This window comes from Streptomyces sp. R41, from assembly GCF_041053055.1.
Classification (GTDB): domain Bacteria; phylum Actinomycetota; class Actinomycetes; order Streptomycetales; family Streptomycetaceae; genus Streptomyces.
The window spans coordinates 5,372,323-5,391,159 of sequence record NZ_CP163443.1 but is presented as its reverse complement, the minus strand read 5'-3'; the positions used below and the strand labels follow the sequence as shown (position 1 = coordinate 5,391,159).

19 protein-coding genes and 1 tRNA gene are annotated in these 18,837 nt (G+C 71.1%); 12 read left to right on the top strand and 8 right to left on the bottom strand.

Annotated elements, in window-relative coordinates; all coding sequences use genetic code 11:
• Positions 1-123: 123 nt before the first annotated feature.
• A complete protein-coding gene (gene paaN, locus AB5J53_RS24695; protein ID WP_369247829.1) occupies positions 124-1,815 on the top strand; it encodes a phenylacetic acid degradation protein PaaN in 1,692 nt (563 codons plus the stop codon).
• A 42-nt stretch (positions 1,816-1,857) separates the two neighbouring features.
• Here paaN and AB5J53_RS24690 read toward each other — a convergent pair whose 3' ends face one another.
• Genes AB5J53_RS24690 through AB5J53_RS24680 form a run of 3 tightly spaced genes read right to left on the bottom strand, consistent with a single transcriptional unit; the run spans position 1,858 to position 4,912 of the window.
• Complete coding sequence (locus AB5J53_RS24690) at positions 1,858-2,751, bottom strand: TrmH family RNA methyltransferase (RefSeq protein WP_369247828.1); 894 nt, start codon at positions 2,749-2,751, stop codon at positions 1,858-1,860.
• Positions 2,748-3,968 carry an HTTM domain-containing protein gene (locus AB5J53_RS24685; RefSeq protein WP_369247827.1) on the bottom strand — a complete coding sequence of 407 codons (1,221 nt, stop codon included), beginning with the start codon at positions 3,966-3,968 and terminating at the stop codon, positions 2,748-2,750. The genes AB5J53_RS24690 and AB5J53_RS24685 overlap by 4 nt, the downstream gene beginning before the upstream one ends.
• On the bottom strand, positions 3,965-4,912 hold the full coding sequence (locus AB5J53_RS24680) for a DUF5819 family protein (RefSeq protein WP_369252442.1): 948 nt from the start codon (positions 4,910-4,912) through the stop codon (positions 3,965-3,967). Before AB5J53_RS24680 ends, AB5J53_RS24685 begins: the two co-directional genes overlap by 4 nt.
• 261 nt (positions 4,913-5,173) lie before the next feature.
• Between AB5J53_RS24680 and paaA the strand changes: the two genes are divergently transcribed.
• The 6 genes from paaA (at position 5,174) to AB5J53_RS24650 (ending at position 10,122) form a co-directional block, all read left to right on the top strand.
• Positions 5,174-6,238 (top strand): 1,2-phenylacetyl-CoA epoxidase subunit PaaA, encoded by a 1,065-nt coding sequence (gene paaA, locus AB5J53_RS24675; protein WP_369247826.1) that lies wholly within the window; start codon positions 5,174-5,176, stop codon positions 6,236-6,238.
• The gene (gene paaB, locus AB5J53_RS24670; RefSeq protein WP_095935482.1) at positions 6,235-6,522 is read left to right on the top strand and encodes a 1,2-phenylacetyl-CoA epoxidase subunit PaaB; all 288 of its coding nucleotides are present in this window, start codon (positions 6,235-6,237) and stop codon (positions 6,520-6,522) included. The genes paaA and paaB overlap by 4 nt, the downstream gene beginning before the upstream one ends.
• The gene (paaC, locus tag AB5J53_RS24665) at positions 6,519-7,238 is read left to right on the top strand and encodes a 1,2-phenylacetyl-CoA epoxidase subunit PaaC (RefSeq protein WP_369247825.1); all 720 of its coding nucleotides are present in this window, start codon (positions 6,519-6,521) and stop codon (positions 7,236-7,238) included. Before paaB ends, paaC begins: the two co-directional genes overlap by 4 nt.
• Positions 7,232-7,765 (top strand): 1,2-phenylacetyl-CoA epoxidase subunit PaaD, encoded by a 534-nt coding sequence (paaD, locus tag AB5J53_RS24660; RefSeq protein ID WP_369247824.1) that lies wholly within the window; start codon positions 7,232-7,234, stop codon positions 7,763-7,765. Before paaC ends, paaD begins: the two co-directional genes overlap by 7 nt.
• On the top strand, positions 7,765-8,829 hold the full coding sequence (locus AB5J53_RS24655; RefSeq protein ID WP_369247823.1) for a 2Fe-2S iron-sulfur cluster-binding protein: 1,065 nt from the start codon (positions 7,765-7,767) through the stop codon (positions 8,827-8,829). Before paaD ends, AB5J53_RS24655 begins: the two co-directional genes overlap by 1 nt.
• A 150-nt stretch (positions 8,830-8,979) precedes the next feature.
• Positions 8,980-10,122 (top strand): acyl-CoA dehydrogenase family protein, encoded by a 1,143-nt coding sequence (locus tag AB5J53_RS24650; protein ID WP_369247822.1) that lies wholly within the window; start codon positions 8,980-8,982, stop codon positions 10,120-10,122.
• A 596-nt stretch (positions 10,123-10,718) separates the two neighbouring features.
• Here AB5J53_RS24650 and AB5J53_RS24645 read toward each other — a convergent pair.
• The 4 genes from AB5J53_RS24645 to AB5J53_RS24630 all read right to left on the bottom strand — a co-directional run bounded on the left by AB5J53_RS24645 (position 10,719) and on the right by AB5J53_RS24630 (position 14,236).
• The gene (locus AB5J53_RS24645; protein ID WP_189187362.1) at positions 10,719-11,048 is read right to left on the bottom strand and encodes a rhodanese-like domain-containing protein; all 330 of its coding nucleotides are present in this window, start codon (positions 11,046-11,048) and stop codon (positions 10,719-10,721) included.
• A 95-nt stretch (positions 11,049-11,143) separates the two neighbouring features.
• Positions 11,144-12,169 (bottom strand): hypothetical protein, encoded by a 1,026-nt coding sequence (locus tag AB5J53_RS24640; protein ID WP_369247821.1) that lies wholly within the window; start codon positions 12,167-12,169, stop codon positions 11,144-11,146.
• A 104-nt stretch (positions 12,170-12,273) separates the two neighbouring features.
• Positions 12,274-13,710 carry a DUF2252 domain-containing protein gene (locus AB5J53_RS24635; protein ID WP_369247820.1) on the bottom strand — a complete coding sequence of 479 codons (1,437 nt, stop codon included), beginning with the start codon at positions 13,708-13,710 and terminating at the stop codon, positions 12,274-12,276.
• 154 nt (positions 13,711-13,864) lie between these two features.
• On the bottom strand, positions 13,865-14,236 hold the full coding sequence (locus AB5J53_RS24630) for a winged helix-turn-helix transcriptional regulator (protein ID WP_369247819.1): 372 nt from the start codon (positions 14,234-14,236) through the stop codon (positions 13,865-13,867).
• Between the two features lie 103 nt (positions 14,237-14,339).
• On the opposite strand from AB5J53_RS24630, the gene AB5J53_RS24625 reads away from it, so the two are divergent.
• Positions 14,340-14,993 (top strand): FMN-dependent NADH-azoreductase, encoded by a 654-nt coding sequence (locus tag AB5J53_RS24625; protein WP_369247818.1) that lies wholly within the window; start codon positions 14,340-14,342, stop codon positions 14,991-14,993.
• Between the two features lie 133 nt (positions 14,994-15,126).
• Here AB5J53_RS24625 and AB5J53_RS24620 read toward each other — a convergent pair.
• Positions 15,127-15,210, bottom strand: a tRNA-Leu gene (locus AB5J53_RS24620).
• Between the two features lie 438 nt (positions 15,211-15,648).
• On the opposite strand from AB5J53_RS24620, the gene AB5J53_RS24615 reads away from it, so the two are divergent.
• From AB5J53_RS24615 to AB5J53_RS24600, 4 genes are all read left to right on the top strand, one after another.
• Positions 15,649-15,783: a hypothetical protein gene (locus AB5J53_RS24615; RefSeq protein WP_369247817.1), complete on the top strand. Its 135-nt coding sequence runs from the start codon at positions 15,649-15,651 to the stop codon at positions 15,781-15,783.
• A complete protein-coding gene (locus tag AB5J53_RS24610) occupies positions 15,771-16,622 on the top strand; it encodes an FhaA domain-containing protein (RefSeq protein ID WP_369247816.1) in 852 nt (283 codons plus the stop codon). Before AB5J53_RS24615 ends, AB5J53_RS24610 begins: the two co-directional genes overlap by 13 nt.
• Positions 16,623-16,632: 10 nt before the next feature.
• Positions 16,633-17,160 (top strand): FHA domain-containing protein, encoded by a 528-nt coding sequence (locus AB5J53_RS24605; protein ID WP_369247815.1) that lies wholly within the window; start codon positions 16,633-16,635, stop codon positions 17,158-17,160.
• A gap of 90 nt (positions 17,161-17,250) precedes the next feature.
• Entirely contained in the window at positions 17,251-18,822 is a 1,572-nt protein-coding gene (locus tag AB5J53_RS24600) for a Stp1/IreP family PP2C-type Ser/Thr phosphatase (RefSeq protein WP_369252440.1), read from the top strand.
• Positions 18,823-18,837 lie beyond the last annotated feature (15 nt).

Here is an 18,837-nt window from a genome sequence, read left to right as displayed (position 1 = left end):
TTCCACAGATGCGGCGGACCCCCTTGTCCCGACCGATCGTTCGGTTACTCTAACTCTGTCCGGCTGTTTCTGCCCAGGTCATGAGTTCAACGAAGAGCTCTTGAGACGAGGAGTTGGTCCCTGATGGCCGCCGAACTGTCCGCGCACCAGCTGATCGCCCAGCACCGGCCCACTCTCGACCAGGCGCTGGAAGCGATCCGCACGCGCGCGTACTGGTCCCCGCACCCCGAGCACCCCAAGGCGTACGGCGAGAGCGGCAGCCTGGGCATGGCGGAAGGCAAGGCCGCCTTCGACGCCCTCCTGGGCACCCGCCTCGACCTCGGCCAGCCCGGCACCGACGACTGGGTGGACGGTGAGAAGTCGCCGTACGGGATCGATCTGGGCGTCACGTACCCGCACGCGGACATCGACGTACTGCTGCCTGCCATGCGCGCCGGACAGCGCGCCTGGCGCGACGCGGGCGCGGAGATCCGCGCCGTGGTCTGTCTGGAGATCCTCAAGCGCATCAGCGACCGCACGCACGAGTTCGCGCACGCGGTCATGCACACCAGCGGCCAGGCCTTCATGATGGCGTTCCAGGCGGGCGGCCCGCACGCGCAGGACCGCGGCCTGGAAGCGGTGGCGTACGCGTACGTGGAGCAGGTCCGCACCCCGGACAACGCCGAGTGGACCAAGCCCCAGGGCAAGCGCGACCCGCTCGCGCTGACCAAGCAGTTCACGCCGGTCCCGCGCGGCATCGCGCTGGTGATCGGCTGCAACACCTTCCCGACGTGGAACGGCTACCCGGGCCTGTTCGCCTCCCTCGCCACGGGCAACGCGGTGCTGGTGAAGCCCCACCCGCGCGCGGTGCTGCCGCTCGCGCTCACCGTCCAGGTCGCGCGCGAGGTGCTCGCCGAGGCGGGCTTCGACCCGAACCTGGTGGCGCTGGCCGCCGAGCGCCCCGGAGAGGGCATCGCCAAGACCCTGGCGGTACGACCCGAGATCCGGGTCATCGACTACACGGGCTCGACGGCGTTCGGCGACTGGCTGGAGACCAACGCCCGCCAGGCGCAGGTCTACACGGAGAAGGCCGGCGTCAACACGGTGATCGTGGAGTCGACCGACGACTACAAGGGGATGCTGTCCAACCTGGCCTTCTCCCTGTCCCTGTACAGCGGCCAGATGTGCACGACCCCGCAGAACCTGCTGATCCCCCGCGACGGCATCCGCACGGAGGAGGGCCCCAAGTCGTACGACGAGGTGGTCGCCGACCTCGCGAAGTCGGTCGGCGGACTCCTCGGCGACGACGCCCGGGCCAACGCGCTGCTCGGCGCCATCGTGAACCCGGACGTGAAGGCCCGCCTGGAGGCCGCCACCGGTCTCGGCGAAGTCGCCCTACCCTCACGGGAGATCAGCAACCCGGAGTTCCCGAACGCGGTCGTCCGTACGCCGGTGATCGTGAAACTCGACGGCGCCAAGCCTGACGACGAAGCGGCCTACATGAGCGAGTGCTTCGGGCCCGTCTCCTTCGCCGTCGCGGTCGACTCGGCCGCGGACGCCGTCGAGCTGCTGCGCCGCACCATCAGGGACAAGGGCGCGATGACAGTCGGCGCGTACACCACCGACGAGGAGGTCGAGCAGGCCGTGCAGGAGGCCTGCCTGGAGGAGTGCGCCCAACTCTCCCTGAACCTCACGGGCGGGGTGTACGTCAACCAGACGGCGGCGTTCTCGGACTTCCACGGCTCGGGCGGCAACGCGGCCGCCAACGCCGCGCTGTGCGACGGCGCGTTCGTCGCCAGCCGCTTCCGGGTGGTCGAGGTGCGCCGAGAGGCGTAAGCGTGTGCGCCGCCACGGCCCGACGCCGGTGCCGTGCCGCGGCTACGCCGATGCGCTCCCGGTCGCACTCCAGTGGAACAGCGTCATGGCCACACTGGTCGCGAGGTTGTAGCTGGAGACCTGGGGGCGCATCGGCAGCGACACCAAGTGGTCGGCGCGGGCGCGGAGTTCGGGGGACAGACCGCTGCGCTCGGAGCCGAAGGCGAGCACGGCGTCGTCGGGAAGCTTCAGCCCGCGGATGTCCTCGCCCTCCGGATCGAGGGCGAACACCGGGCCCGGCGGCAGCTCGTCCACCGTCAGCCGCTCCACGGCGGTCGCGAAGTGCAGGCCCGCCCCACCGCGCACGACCGTGGGGTGCCAGGGGTCGAGCGTGCCCGTGGTGACCACACCGGTCGCACCGAACCCCGCCGCGAGCCGGATCACGGCGCCGGCGTTGCCCAGGTTGCGGGGGTTGTCGAGGACGACGACGGGCGTGGTGCGGGGCGTGCGGGCCAGCGTCTCCAGATTGGCCGCCCTGGACGGACGTACGGCGAGAGCCGCCATCGCGGTGGGGTGCGGGCGCGCCACGAGCGAGGTGAACGTCGCCGCCGGGACCTCCACCAGCAGCGCGTCGACGGCCTCGCGTACGTCCGGGGCCAGCTCGGCGGCCAGCGCGAGCGCCGCCCGCCGGTCGGTCGTGACGGCCACCGGGATACGCGCCTGGAAGCGCACCGCGTGCTTGAGCGCGTGGAAACCGTCGAGCAGGACGGAGCCGTCGGCGAGCCGCCGCCAGGCACGTACGGCATGAGCGCCGTCCGAGACGTCCGGAGTACCGGCAGCGCGCCCGCCGTCCGGGGTACCGGCGTCGCTCTTGCCGTCCGGCGTACGGGCGCCGATCTCGTCCGGCGCACCGGCGCCGATCTCCTCGTCCGGCGTACGGGCGTCCGTCTCGTTCATGCCGTGAAGCCTACGTGGGTGTCCTCGGCCTGCTCCGGGATGCGCGCCTGCCGCTCGCGCGGCCCCGGCACCGTACGGCCGCGGACCGGAAAGAGCCCTCCACGCGCGCGTGCCGCCCATCCGCCGAGGATCCGCAGGAAGGACGTCGGCAGGAACACCGCGTCGGCGGCGATCATCGCGAGCGAGAAGAACGGCAGCCCGAGGACCACGGCGATCACGGCGTGCTCGGTCATCATGGCCGCCAGCAGGACGTTCTTGACCCGTCGGTTGAACAGAGTGAAGGGGAAGGCAACCTGCGCGGCGACCGTCCCGTACGTCACCAGCATCACGATCGTGCCGTGCGCGGACATCAGGTCGGACAGCGCGGGCCAGGGCGAGAAGTAGTCCAGGTGGAGCGGGTAGTAGACGGCGGTGCCGTCCTGCCAGCGCGAGCCCTGGATCTTGTACCAGCCGGCGGTCGCGTAGATCAGACACGCCTCCGCCATGATCACGAGCAGCGCACCGTTGTGCACGAGGTTGGCGAAGACGTCCAGCAGGACCCGTGGCTCCGCGGTGCGCGCACGGCGGCCGACGACCCACCACAGGGCCTGCAGCGCCCACAGTCCCCAGAAGAACAGCAGCCACCCGGGGCCGACCCACCCGGTGAGCGTCACCCCGACCAGCGCCAGGCCGAGCACACCCCACAGGGCCGGTCCGACCCGGTCGGGCCCCGTCCGCTCGCCACGCGCGCGTGCCTCCCGCGCGGCCCGCGCCCGCCGCGCGTCCAGCGACCACACCTGCCCGCAGCGCGTGAACACCAGGTATATCGCCATCAGATGGATGACGTTGTCGCCGCCGTCCCCCATGAAGATGCTGCGGTTCTGCAGGGACAGCACGCCCACCATGAAGAGCACGGACATCGTGCGGGTCCGCCAGCCCACCAGCAGCAGGGCACTGGAGAGGACGGCGAGGGCATAGACGATCTCGAACCACACCTGGCTGTCGGACCACATCAGGGCCGTGAACGAGTGATTGGTCGCGATGAGCTGCTGGGCGAGGTCCCAGCTCCACGGCCCGTCGGGCCCGTACATCTCCTGGCGGTGCGGGTACTCGCGCAGCAGGAACAGCAGCCAGGTGGCGGCGAAGCCGATGCGGATCACGGCGCTCTGGTACGGGCCGAGGGCGCTCTCGGTGACTCGGGTGATGCCGCGCGAGACCGACAGGGCGAATCGGCTCATCGGGCGCTCGCCTCCGTCAGCCCGTCCTTGCGATCGCTGTCGGGGACGGACCACCAGGGCAGCTCGCGGACGATGGGCTTGTCGGACACCTTCTCCTCGCTCCACTTGGGGGGCGGCACGTTGGTGGTGCGGGAGCGGACCTGGACGCGTTCGACGACGGCGCCCGCGCCCCCCGCGTGCTCACGGTCGAGGCGCAGTACGGCGATCCGGCGCAGATAGCGTTCGGAGAGGTCGCCGCGCAGGCCCGCGGGGCGGTTCTGGCCGTCGTGGGTACTGACATAGAAGTCCCAGGCACGGCGCAGTTCGTTCTGCTGGGTGTGGCTCGGCAGCAGGTTGCCGTCGATGGCCTGGCCGTCGAGTGCGGACAGGTCGTACCAGCCGGTCTCGCGGCTGGTGCCGTCCGAGGTGCGGACCAGGGCGCGGACCTGGATCCCAATGTTCTGCTGCAGCGGGTTGGGGGCGAAGAGCTTCCAGTTCTGCTCGAACTCGGGATAGATCCATTCGTCGATCGCCCGGCCGTGCTGCTTGGTCACCGTGTTCGAGGGCGCGACGTGCAGGAACACCATGCCGAGGTGCACACAGGCGACGACCGCGACGACCGCGACGGCGAGGGCGGCGGCGATCTGGGAGCGGAGGGGGAGGGCAGCTATACCGGTAGGGGCGGGGGGTTCGACGACGGACTCCGTCTGGGGGCGGGCGGGCGCCTCGGATGTGGGCGCCTCGGATGTGAGGGGCTCGGATGTGAGGGGCTCGGATGTGAGGGGCTCGGATGTCGCGGCAGCGGATGCGAGGGGCTCGGTCACGGCGCTGTCAGGCACCGAACTGTCACGCGAGGCCCCGTCAGTCGCGGACCCACCACGCATAGAACCGTCAGGCATGGAAGCGTCCGGCGTGGAACCGTCCGGCCATGGCCCGGTCCTCGCGCTCTCGTCGTACGCGTCCATTCCGCCCCGATTCACGATCCCGAATCCGATGCCGGCCGCCGGGCCGCGGGCACCGTACCGCCACGCCGCACCGCACCGCGACGTTCGCACGGGCACCGTACTCAGACCGGGCCACGCGGCACAGCCCCATGGGACACAGCGGCCACACCAGTGCCCATGAGGTTATCCACAGCGGTTGACACCTTACGGCGCTCGACCGACCATTGATTCGAGCGGACCGAACGATCGGTCGGTCGGGAGTGAGAGGTCGAGGGGGACCGCATGGCGACAGCAGCAGCGCACCACACGGCCCGCGTAGAGGCGGACGGACCGGCGGCCGAAGCGGCGCGCACCGCGGCGTACGAGGCCGTCTTCGACGCCGCGGTGGCGGCCGACGAGCGCATCGAGCCCCGCGACTGGATGCCCGACGCCTACCGCTCCACCCTGGTCCGGCAGATCGCGCAGCACGCCCACTCCGAGATCATCGGCATGCAGCCGGAGGCCAACTGGATCACGCGCGCGCCCTCCCTGCGCCGCAAGGCGATCCTGATGGCGAAGGTCCAGGACGAGGCCGGGCACGGGCTGTATCTGTACAGCGCGGCCGAAACCCTCGGCACCGCCCGCGACGAGCTCCTCGACAAGCTGCACACCGGCCGCCAGAAGTACTCGTCGATCTTCAACTACCCGACGCTGACCTGGGCGGATGTCGGCGCCATCGGCTGGCTGGTGGACGGCGCCGCGATCACCAACCAGGTCCCCCTGTGCCGCTGCTCGTACGGGCCGTACGCGCGCGCGATGGTCCGCATCTGCAAGGAGGAGTCCTTCCACCAGCGCCAGGGGTACGAGCTGCTGCTGTCCCTCAGCCGCGGCACCCCCGAGCAGCACGAGATGGCGCAGGACGCGGTGAACCGCTGGTGGTGGCCTTCCCTGATGATGTTCGGCCCGCCCGACGACGAGTCCTCGCACTCGGCACAGTCGATGGCGTGGAAGATCAAGCGCCATTCGAACGACGAGCTGCGCCAGCGCTTCGTGGACATCTGCGTCCCGCAGGCCGAATCGCTGGACCTGACCCTGCCGGACCCGGACCTGGTGTGGAACGAGGAGCGGGGGCAGCACGACTTCGGCGCGATCGACTGGACGGAGTTCTGGGAGGTCCTCAAGGGCAACGGCCCGTGCAACGAACAGCGCATCACGCAGCGCAAGCGCGCACACGACGAGGGAGCGTGGGTCCGGGAGGCGGCCGCGGCCTACGCGGACAAGCAGGCCCACCGGACGGAGCACGCCTGCGGACACGCGGACGAACACAGCGGCGACACGGCCGGCGAGAACGGGAAGGCGCGAGCATGACGACCAACGACTGGCCCCTGTGGGAGGTCTTCGTGCGCTCGCGCCGCGGCCTCTCGCACACCCACGCCGGCAGCCTGCACGCGCCGGACGCCGAGCTGGCCCTGCGCAACGCACGCGATCTGTACACGCGCCGCGGCGAGGGCGTCTCGATCTGGGTCGTCCCGTCCGCCGCCATCACCGCCTCCTCCCCCGACGAGAAGGACCCGTTCTTCGAACCGGCCGCGGACAAGCCCTACCGGCACCCGACGTTCTACGAGATCCCGGAAGGGGTGAAGCACCTGTGACGACCACCGTGAACACCGCGGCCGCTCTGGCCCTCGGCGACGACGCCCTGGTGCTCTCGCACCGCCTGGGGGAGTGGGCGGGCCACGCGCCCGTCCTCGAAGAGGAAGTCGCCCTGGCCAACATCGCCCTGGACCTGCTGGGCCAGGCCCGAGTCCTGCTGTCCATGGCTGGTGACGAGGACGAGCTGGCGTATCTGCGCGAGGAGCGCGCCTTCCGCAACCTCCAGCTCGTCGAGCAGCCGAACGGCGACTTCGCCCACACCATCGCCCGCCAGCTGTACTTCTCCACCTATCAGCGGCTCCTGTACGCGCAACTGGCAGCCGGGGAGGGCGACTTCGCGCCACTCGCCGCGAAGGCCGTCAAGGAAGTCGCCTACCACCAGGACCACGCCGAGCAGTGGACGCTGCGGCTCGGCGACGGCACCGACGTCAGCCATGAGCGGATGCGACGCGGCTGCGAGGCGCTGTGGCGGTTCACGGGCGAGATGTTCCAGCCGGTCGAGGGCGTGGACGTCGACTGGGACGGCATGCGGACCGCCTGGCTCGAATCCGTGGGGACCATCCTGCGCCACGCCACCCTGCCCATCCCCGAGGGACCGCAGTCCGGGGCGTGGACGGCCGGCGCGGGTCGCCAGGGTCTGCACACCGAACCCTTCGGGCGGATGCTCGCCGAGATGCAGCATCTGCACCGCAGTCATCCGGGGGCGTCATGGTGACGACCACCGCTCTCGAGGAGGAACTGCGCAGGCTGGCCGGGTCGGTTCCCGACCCCGAGCTGCCCGTGCTCACCCTGGAGGAGCTCGGCGTACTGCGCGCCGTACATGTCCGGGGCGCGGACTCGGTCGAAGTCGAGCTGACCCCGACGTACACCGGCTGCCCGGCCATCGAGGCGATGTCCGTGGACATCGAGCGGGTGCTGCACGAGCACGGCGTACGGGAGGTGTCGGTCCGTACGGTGCTCAGCCCGGCCTGGTCGACGGACGACATCTCGGACGAAGGCCGCCGCAAGCTGCTGGAGTTCGGGATAGCGCCGCCGCGCGGCGGGCGTTCGACGGGTCCGGTGACGATCGCGCTGGGACCCACCCGGACGGTCACCGGCGAGCCGGAGCTGGAACCCGTGCGTTGTCCGCACTGCGGATCCGCCGACACCGAGCTGCTCAGCCGTTTCTCGTCCACCGCGTGCAAGGCGCTGCGCCGCTGTCTGTCCTGCCGTGAACCGTTCGACCACTTCAAGGAGTTGTGATGGCCCGGTTCCACCCGCTCCCGGTGGCCGCGGTCGAGCGGCTCACCGACGACTCGGTGGCCCTGACCTTCGCGGTGCCGCCCGCCCTGCGCGAGGACTACCGGCACGCGCCCGGCCAGCATCTCGCGCTGCGCCGCACGGTCGACGGCACAGAGATCCGCCGTACGTACTCGATCTGCTCACCGGCGCCCGCCCCCGGCGACGAGGGTCCGCGAACGCTGCGGGTCGGGGTACGCCTGGTCGACGGCGGCGCGTTCTCGACGTACGCGCTCAAGGAGATCGCGGTCGGCGACGAGGTGGAGGTGATGACGCCCGCGGGACGCTTCACGCTCGAACCCGCGGCCGGGCTGTACGCCGCCGTGGTGGGCGGCAGCGGGATCACCCCGGTGCTGTCGATCGCCGCGACGCTGCTGACGCGGGAGCCGGAGGCGAGGTTCTGCCTGATACGCAGCGACCGGACAGCGGCCTCGACGATGTTCCTGGAGGAGGTCGCCGACCTCAAGGACCGTTTTCCCGAGCGGTTCCAGCTGGTGACGGTGCTCTCCCGGGAGGAGCAGCAGGCGGGGCTGCCGACCGGGCGGCTCGACCAGGAGCGGCTCACCGGGCTGCTTCCGGCGCTGCTGCCCGTGGACCGGGTGGCGGGGTGGTTCCTGTGCGGGCCGTTCGGTCTGGTGCAGGGGGCGGAGCGTGCGCTGCGCGGGCTCGGCGTGGCCCGGACGCGTGTCCACGAGGAGATATTCCATGTGGACGAGGGGGCTGCGACGGCTCCCCGTGTGTCGGCCCCCGCGCACAGCACGGTGACCGCCCGGCTCGACGGCCGCGGCGGGACCTGGCCCGTCCAGGACGGCGAGTCGCTCCTGGAGGCGGTGCTGCGCAACCGGCCGGACGCGCCCTACGCCTGCAAGGGAGGGGTGTGCGGGACCTGCCGCGCCTTCCTGGTCTCGGGCGAGGTGCGGATGGACCGCAACTTCGCGCTGGAGCCGGAAGAGACGGAGGCGGGGTACGTACTGGCCTGTCAGTCGCATCCGGCCACGGAGACGGTGGAGTTGGACTTCGACCGCTAGGACGGGTCCGGCGGCTAGGTGTGGCCGGCGGTTGGCCGAGGCCGACCGTTCCCTTCTCGTAGAACCTGTTCTATCTTGACGCTCCGTCAGATCAGGAGTCCGGAGATCCGGAACTCCGGTCGGTTGGCCGGCGCGTGGGAGGACAGGACCGTGGACTTCACCTTCACCGAGGAGCAACAGGCGGCGGTCGAGGCGGCGAAGGCGGTGTTCGGCGGGGTCGCGCCGGACGGGGTGCCCAGCCCCGCGCTCACCGCGGGCGCCGTCGCCGAGGAGTTCGACCGGGCGTTGTGGGCGAGGCTCGCCGACGCGGACCTGCTGAGCCTGCTGCTCGACACGGAGTACGGCGGGGCGGGCCTTGACGCGGTCGCGCTGTGTCTGGTGCTGCGCGAGGCGGCGAAGGTGCTGGCGCGGGTGCCATTGCTGGAGAGCAGTGCGGCGGCGGTGGCCGTGCAGACATACGGCGGCGCGGAGTTGAAGGCGGAGCTGCTGGCCCGGGCGGGCCGGGGCGAGCTCGTGCTGACCGTCGCAGCCAACGGCCGCACCGGCCACGACCCGGCCGAACTCGCCGTGACCGCACGGCAGGACGGCCGGGACGGTGACGTGTGGGTGCTGGACGGGGTGCAGACGGCTGTTCCCTGGGCGCACAACGCCGACTACATCGTCGTACCCGCGCACACGGACGCCGACCGGGCGGTCCTCGCCCTCGTCCCCCGCGTCCACGAGGGGGTCGTACTCGCCGAGCAGATCTCCACCACCGGTGAGCGGCTCGGTGAAGTGCGCCTGGAGTCGGCGCGGATCTCCGCCCGGGACGTCATCGACGCGGAGGGGGCGTGGGAGTGGCTGCGCGAGCTGCTCGCCACCGGGACGTGTGCGCTGGCGCTCGGGCTCGGGGAGGGCGTGCTCGGGATGACGAGTGAGTACACCAGCAAGCGGGAGCAGTTCGGGTTCCCGGTCGCCACGTTCCAGGCGGTCGCCGTGCAGGCCGCCGACCGCTATATCGACCTGCGCGCCATGGAGGCGACGCTGTGGCAGGCCGCCTGGCGGATCAGTACGGGGGCGGGGGGTGCGCTGCCGGCCTCCGGGGACGTGGCCGTCGCCAAGATCTGGGCGTCGGAAGGGGTACGGCGGGTCGTACAGACCGCGCAGCACCTGCACGGGGGGTTCGGCGCCGACACCGACTATCCACTGCACCGGTACCACGCCTGGGCCAAGCAGCTGGAGCTCTCGCTCGGACCGGCGGCGGCGCACGAGGAGACGCTGGGGGATCTGCTGGCGGCGCATCCGCTGGGGTGATCGTCGGGGCCACGGTGCATCCGCTGGGTCGAGCACCAGGGCTGCGGTGCGTCCGCTGGGACGAGCATCAGGGCTGCGGTGCGTCCGCTGGGACGAGCACCAGGGCTGCGGCACATCCGCTGGGACGAGCACCAGGGTTGCGGCACATCCGCTGGGCTGAGCACCAGGTTCACGGGGCATCCCAGGGCTGATCATCAGGGTCGAGGGGCATCCGGTGGGCTGGACACCGGGGCCACGGTGCACCCGCTGGGTGATCGTCGGGGCGGTGCATCCGCTGCTGTGATCACCCGGCGGTGGCAGATCCGCCGCACCGAGCGCCCGTCACAGGGCACCCGCCGGCTGACGCAGTGGCCGGGCCGAGCGCCACGCCACAGCGCACCCGCCGCTCACCAGGCCAAGCGCCACGCCACAGCGCCCGCCGGACGGCGCAGTTGCCGGTTGGAGCGCCACGCCCAGCGCACCCGCCGGACAGCGCAGGGTAGCCGCGCTGAACACGAGCCCCGGCAGCGCCGAGCCCACGCCACCGGGCGGGCTCACGCCACCGCGCCGGCTCACGCTCGCCGCAACCGGTGGCCGGCGCCCCCGGTCACCGAGGACTACAGCACGAAGCCCGGCTGGCCCTTGTCGTCCACGACCGGGCGGCCGACGGCTGCCCAGACCTGCATGCCGCCGTCGACATTCACGGCGTCGATGCCCTGCTGAACCAGGTACTGCGTGACCTGGGCCGAACGGCCACCGGAGCGGCAGATCACATGGACCCGGCCGTCCTGCGGGGCCGCCTCGGTCAACTCGCCGTAGCGGGCGACGAACTCACTGATGGGGATGTGCAGCGCCCCCTCGGCATGACCTGCCTCCCACTCGTCGTCCTCCCGGACGTCCAGCAGGAAGTCGCCGTCCGCGAGATTCCCGACCTCGACCGTGGGCACACCAGCTCCGAAACTCATGCCTCCGACGCTACCTGACCGCACCGACAGCCCGATCCCCTGTCGAGAGCACGGTCCCCTTCAGGAACTCGGAGATCTCAGGGAGCCTGGGCGATCAGCTGGGCCAGCTCCGCCTCGCGCTCGTCGACCTGGGTCAGCAGCTGCTCGGCGATCTCCTCCAGGAGGCGGTCCGGGTCGTCCGGGGCCAGCTTGAGCATCGCGCCGATGGCGCTCTCCTCCAGTTCGTGGGCGACGAAGGTGAGCATTTCCTTGCGCTGGGCGAGCCATTCGAGGCGGGCGTAGAGCTCCTCGCTGCGGCTCGGCTTCCACTCCTCGGGCGCGGGACCCGCGGCCCACTCCTCGGAGAGCTCCCGCAGCACCGCCTCGTCGCCCCGGGCGTACGCGGCGTTCACCCGGGCGATGAACTCGTCGCGCCGCTTGCGCTCGTCCTCGTCCTGCGCCAGGTCGGGGTGGGCCTTGCGGACCAGTTCGCGGAAGAGCTTGCGGGCCTCGTCGCTCGGGCGCACTCGCTGCGGGGGCCGTACGGGCTGGTCGGTGAGCATCGCCACGGCCTCCGGGAACAGGCCCTCCGAGTCCATCCAGCCGTGGAGCAGCTCCTCGACGCCGGGCATGGGCATGACCCGGGCCCGCGCCTCGTGCGCCTTGCGCACGTCCTCCGGGTCGCCGGTGCGCGCGGCCCGCGCCTCGGCGATCTGGGCGTCCAGCTCGTCGAGCCGGGAGTACATCGGTCCGAGCCTTTGGTGGTGCAGCCGCGAGAAGTTCTCGACCTCGACCCGGAAGGTCTCCACGGCGATCTCGAACTCGATCAACGCCTGCTCGGCCGCTCGCACGGCCCGCTCCAACCGCTCCTCGGGCCGCGCCGTGCCTTCGGTGTCCGCGGGCTGGGGCGCCTCGCCCCCGGGAGCAGCCGCCGAGGACGCCTCACCCGCAGGCGCCGCCTCCGAGGAAGTCCCGCCCTCGGGCACCGCCTGCGACGACCCCGTCACGTCGGACTGCGCGGACTCGGCGGACGCGTCCGCTCCGCCCTCCAGGGCACCGGACTGCTCCCGTGCCCCCTCATCGGTGGGCTCGGACTGGCTCTGCTCGGCTTCCGGCGTCGTCACCCGCCCAGCGTAGGCCACGGGCAGGAGCGGCGGCCGCGGACTCCTTGGCCAGCCCTCGTGCCTCAGCGGCGCCAAGCCCCGTGGCCTGCATCGGGCGCCGGACCTCAAACCCCCAGTTCCGCCGCGATCCGCCCCTCCCGCACCGCCTCCACCAACTCCGCATGGTCCGCCTCGGTCCGGTCCGCGTACGCCAAGGCGAACGATGCGACGGCCTCGTCGAGCTCCTCGTTCTTGCCGCAGTAGCCGGCGATGAGGCGTGGGTCGGCGCTGTGGGCGTGGGCGCGGGCGAGGAGGGCGCCGGTCATGCGGGCGTAGTCGTCCACCTGGTCGGCGGCGAGGGCGGCGGGGTCGACGCTGCCCTTGCGGTTGCGGAACTGGCGTACCTGGAAGGGGCGCCCGTCGACCGTGGTCCAGCCGAGCAGGATGTCGCTGACGACCTGCATGCGCTTCTGGCCGAGGACCACGCGGCGGCCCTCGTGCGACACGTCGGGTATCGCGTGCCCGGCGGTCGCCAGGTGCGGGAGCAGCGCCGAGGCACGGGCCTCTTTCACCTGGAGCACGAGGGCTTCGCCGCGGTGGTCCAGGAGCAGTACGACGTACGAGCGGGTGCCCACGCTGCCGGTGCCGACGACGCGGAAGGCGACGTCCTGCACGGCGTACCGCGCGAGGAGCGGGAGGCGGTCCTCCGAGAGCGTCGTCAGATAGTGCTCCAGAGACACGGCGACCGCGGCCGCCTCCGCTTCGGGTATCCGGCGCAGCACGGGCGGCGCGTCCACGAAGCGTCGGCCGCCGCCCTCCACCGGCTCCGTCGACTTCGCGGCGAACCGGCCGCTGGTGTTGGCCCGCGCCTTCTCCGAGACCCGCTCCAGCGTGCCGAGCAGATCGTGGGCGTCGGTGTGCGAGACGAGTTCCTCGTCGGCGATCGCGTTCCACGCGTCCAGCACCGGCAGCTTGGCCAGCAGGCGCATGGTGCGGCGGTACGCGCCCACGGTGTCGTGCGCGGCGGCCCGGCAGGTGTCCTCGTCCGCCCCTGCCTCCCGGCCCGCGAGGACGAGCGAGGTGGCGAGCCGCTTGAGGTCCCACTCCCAGGGGCCGTGCACCGTCTCGTCGAAGTCGTTCAGGTCGATGACGAGGCCGCCGCGCGCGTCTCCGTACAGACCGAAGTTCGCCGCGTGCGCGTCACCGCATATCTGGGCGCCGATGCCGGTCGCGGGGGTGCGCGCGAGGTCGTACGCCATGAGGCCCGCCGAACCGCGCAGGAAGGCGAAAGGGGTGGCCGCCATCCTGCCGACCCGTATCGGCGTGAGCCCGGGAATCCGGCCGCGGTTGGACTCCTCGACCGCGGTCACGGCGTCCGGCCGGCCGGCGTCCACCGTCAGCTCGGCGTGCGCCCCGCGCGGCACCTGCCCACGCAGGGCCTTCCCCTCTTCTTTGGGCGAGCCCTGCACGGGCCGTGCGGCAAATCCGCGCACCGCGAATTCCCGTAGTCCGAAAGCCCTGGGCGCCCGCTGCGCCGGAACCGCTGTCCCGAGCTCGGTCATTCCGACCGCCTCCCCCGTGCACGAACATCAACTCGTGCTGACCGTACAGCCGGTCGTCGAAACGCGTCAGACCCTGTGGACAACTCCACAGCCACAGAAGTCCGGACTACTCGGCGGGAGAAGTACCCGACTGCTCGGCCACAGAAGCACCGGACTACTTCCGGAGCTCCCCCGGGCACGGCCCGCTCTCCGGCAGATACCTCTCCGCCCAGGACCCGAGCTCCTTGAGCGCGGGCTCCAGCGCCGCCCCCGCCTCCGTCAGCCGGTACGAGACCCGCAGCGGAGGCCCTTCGTCGACCTCGCGCACGACCAGTCCGGCCGCGCCGAGTTCGGTGAGCCGGTCCGAGAGCATCCGTTCGCTGATGCCGGGGATCGCCCTGCGCAGCTCGGCGAAGTGGACAGGGCGTGGCAGCAGAACGGCCACAACCAGGCCCGTCCAGCGTTTCCCGAGCAGTTGGAAGACGCGCGTCATGCCGTCGTCGACCTTCTGACACGGCCCTGCTTCGTGGCTTCCCCGTTCCGCCATGGGTTCAGAGTACTGTGTCCACGTGCGGGGATGAAAAAAAGTAAGTAGCTGTGTTATCTCTAGTCGAGTACGAAACAGAAGCCCTACTTGCTTGGAGTACCCCATGGCCACCCTCCTTCACATCGACTCGTCCGTGTTCCCGGGCTCCGCCTCCGCCTCCCGCGCGGTGACGGACGCCTTCCGCAAGGCCTGGGAGGAGCAGCACCCCGAGGGCACGGTGATCTACCGCGACCTCGCCGCGAACCCCGTGCCCCACATCACCGCCGACGCCCACACCGCCGGTTTCGCCACCCCGGACACCCACACTCCCGAGCAGGCGGCCGCTTTCGCCGAGCGCGTGCGGCTCATCGAGGAGCTGGAGCGGGCGGACGCGATCCTGATCGGCGCGCCCATGTACAACTTCGCGATCCCCTCGACCCTCAAGGCGTGGCTGGACAACGTGGTCCTCATGGGCCGCACCGCCATGGCGGAGGAGTCGAAGGTGAAGGGCACCCCGGTCACCGTGGTCGCCAGCCGCGGCGGCTCCTACGCGCCGGGCACCCCGCGCGAGGGCTACGAGTACGTGCAGAACTACCTGGAGGCCGTCCTGCGCGACATGCTCGCCCTGGACCTCGACTTCATCGTTCCGGAGCTCACGATGGCGCCGCAGAACCCGGCGATGTCCGAGCTGGTCCCGCTCTTCGAGGCGTCCCGCAGCAAGGCCCTCGACGACGCGGCCGCCAAGGCCAAGGAGCTCGCGGAGCGCCTCGCCGCCTGACCCCTCAGGGTCCGTCAGCACCCCACCCGCGCCGTGTGATTGTCCTCACCCCGGTGATCACACGGCGCACCCGCGCGGCCCACGGACAACGCAAAAGCCCCGCAGGTCCGAAGACCTGCGGGGCTTTCAGCTGTGCGCGAGGGGGGAGTTGAACCCCCACGCCCTTGCGGGCACTGGAACCTGAATCCAGCGCGTCTGCCTATTCCGCCACCCGCGCATTGGGTGTGTCGTCCGTCTCCCACCAAGTGGTGTGAGCGCCTGCCGACATCGAGAAGATTAGCACGCTGCCAGGGGTGGAATCACATCCCTTTCCCGCGGCCACGCACGCCCGCCCGCCGGGGCTCCCGCGCAGGCCACGTCCCCCATACCGGCGTCGGCGCACGTCCATACCGGCGTCGGCGCACGTCGTACGTCTCTGTCAGAACCGGTTCACGTATCAACCTCGTACCGGTCCCGTGCATCTCCCCAGGAGCAGGACGGCCCGCACAGTCAGGTGCGGGACACTGGTCACGGGGCGCCTCTACGATCCTTGGCAGGAGTAGTGCCGGGAGGAGTTCGAAGAGGTGTCCCGGAGGGAACCTCGGGAGGGGACTCCAGAAGGCGTCGACAACCCGTCGACCGGGCCGACAGGGGGAACCAGCCGATTTCCCGACGCGTGGATACGATCAGTAAGCAGTACCAGCAAGACCCGCACGACCAGCGGGGTCGGCACGACCCGCAGGAGCAGGAAGACAACAGCAAGCTGTACCAGGACGGCTACGAAGGAGGAGGTGCCCCATGGGAGTCCTGAAGAAGTTCGAGCAGCGTCTCGAAGGTCTGGTCAACGGCACCTTCGCCAAGGTGTTCAAGTCCGAGGTCCAGCCCGTGGAGATCGCGGGAGCGCTCCAGCGGGAGTGCGACAACAACGCGACCATCTGGAACCGGGACCGGACCGTCGTCCCCAATGACTTCATCGTGGAGCTGAGCGCGCCGGACTTCGAGCGCCTCAGCCCCTACTCCGGCCAGCTCGGCGACGAGCTCGCCGGCATGGTGCGCGACTACGCGAAGCAGCAGCGCTACACCTTCATGGGCCCCATCAAGGTCCACCTGGAGAAGGCGGACGACCTCGACACCGGTCTGTACCGGGTGCGCAGCCGTACGCTCGCCTCCTCCAGCAACCAGCAGGCTCCCGAGCGCGCCCCCGCGGGCCCCGCCCCGGCGGCCCCGCGCGGCCAGGGTGGCTACGGCTACCCGCCCGCGGCCGCTCCCCCCATGCCGTCCGCGCCGCCACCCGGCGGCCGGCCGGGCCCCGCCCCGATGGGACAGCCGGCGGGCGCACGCCCCCCGGCCGGCCCGCAGCCGGGCGCTCGCATGCGGCACTGGATCGAGGTCAATGGCACCCGCCATCAGATCTCCCGCCCGACGCTGGTGCTGGGCCGCAGCACCGAAGCCGACGTGCGGATCGACGACCCCGGCGTCTCGCGCCGGCACTGTGAGATCCGGACCGGAACGCCCTCGACGATCCAGGATCTCGGGTCCACCAACGGCATCGTGGTGGACGGGCAGCACACCACCCGCGCTACGCTCCGCGACGGCTCGCGGATCGTCGTGGGCAGCACCACCATCATTTACCGGCAAGCCGAAGGGTGAAGCGGGGGCAATGTCAGAGCTGACCCTCACGGTCATGCGGCTAGGTTTCCTGGCCGTACTGTGGCTGTTCGTGATCGTGGCCGTGCAGGTCATCCGCAGCGACCTGTTCGGAACGCGCGTCACACAGCGCGGCTCGCGCCGGGACGCAGGCAGGCCGCAGCAGGCCGCGCGCCAGGCGGCCGCGCCGCCGCAGCAGCGCCAGCAGCAGGCGGCACCGAGCGGCGGCGGCCGTCAGCGCCGCGGCGCCCCCACCAAGCTGGTCGTCTCCGAGGGCACCCTGACGGGCACGACAGTGGCGCTGCAGGGGCAGACCATCACGCTGGGCCGCGCGCACGACAGCACCATCGTGCTGGACGACGACTACGCGTCCAGCAGGCATGCCAGGATCTACCCGGACCGGGACGGCCAGTGGATCGTCGAAGACCTCGGCTCCACCAACGGCACGTATCTCGACCGGAGCCGACTGACGACCCCCACGCCCATTCCGCTGGGCGCGCCGATCCGCATCGGCAAGACCGTCATCGAGCTGCGGAAGTAGTACGACAATGAGCGAGCGGAGCGAGCACGCAGCGGCGGTCCACACGACGGGCCCCGGCGCGCTCCCGACCGGAGGGTGGGCACCGTGCGGATGTACCCGGAGCCGACGGGCGAGGTGCGCATGAGTCTGTCACTGCGCTTCGCCGCCGGATCGCACAAAGGCATGATCCGCGAGGGCAACGAGGACTCGGGCTACGCCGGTCCGCGCCTGCTCGCGATCGCCGACGGGATGGGCGGCCAGGCCGCCGGTGAGGTCGCCAGCTCCGAGGTGATCTCCACGATCGTCGCGCTCGACGACGACGTGCCCGGCTCCGACATCCTCACCTCGCTCGGCACCGCCGTACAGCGTGCCAACGACCAGCTCAGAATGATGGTCGAGGAGGACCCCCAGCTCGAAGGCATGGGGACGACCCTCACCGCGCTCCTGTGGACCGGCCAGCGGCTCGGTCTCGTACACGTCGGGGACTCCCGCGCGTACCTGCTGCGTGATGGCGTACTGACGCAGATCACGCAGGACCACACCTGGGTGCAGCGTCTCGTCGACGAAGGACGCATCACCGAGGAAGAGGCCACCACCCACCCGCAGCGGTCGCTCCTCATGCGCGCGCTGGGCAGTGGCGACCACGTCGAGCCCGACCTCTCGATCCGTGAGGTGCGCGCCGGCGACCGGTACCTGATCTGCTCCGACGGGCTGTCCGGAGTCGTCTCCCATCAGACGATGGAGGACACCCTCGCCAGCTACCAGGGCCCGCAGGAGACCGTGCAGGAGCTCATCCAGCTCGCGCTGCGCGGCGGCGGTCCCGACAACATCACGGTCATCGTGGCCGACGTCCTCGACATCGACTCCGGAGACACCCTCGCCGGGCAGCTCTCCGACACCCCGGTCGTGGTCGGCGCGGTCGCCGAGAACCAGCACCAGCTGCATGACAACGGCGCCATGCAGACGCCCGCGGGCCGCGCCTCCAGCCTCGGCCGTCCGGTACCCGGACAGGGCGGCGGCGGCGAGTTCGGCCCGCCCGGCAGCGGCGACACCACCGGGTATGTGCCCACGGGCGGCTTCGGCGACTACTCCGACGAGGACTTCGTCAAACCGCGCGCCGGACGCAAGTGGCTGAAGAGATCCCTCTACATCACGCTCGCGCTCGCCGTCATCGGCGGCGGCCTGTACGGCGGCTACCGCTGGACGCAGACGCAGTACTACGTCGGCACCAAGGACGAGCACGTCGCGCTGTACCGGGGCATCAGCCAGGACCTGGCCTGGGTCTCGCTCTCGAAGGTGGAGAAGGACCACCCGGAGATCGAACTCAAGTACCTGCCGCCCTACCAGCAGAAGCAGGTCGAGGCGACCATCGCCGAAGGCGGCCTGAGCGACGCGCAGTCGAAGATCGACGAGCTCTCCGTGCAGGCCTCCGCCTGCAAGAAGGACGCCGAGCGCCGCGCCGCCGAGAGCGAGAACAACGCCAAGACCGGTGAAGGCCAGGCCGGCGGAACCACGGGAACCACAAAGACCTCCCTGACGTCCAAGGCCACGTCCAGCCCGACGCCGACCCCGTCGAACTCGGCACCGTCGTCCTCCAAGTCCACGACCGCACCCACTCCCACACCCGGCCCCAGCCTCTCCGACGAAGAGCAGAAGCTGGTCTCGCTGTGCGGTAAGCAGTAAGCAGCCGTGAGGGGC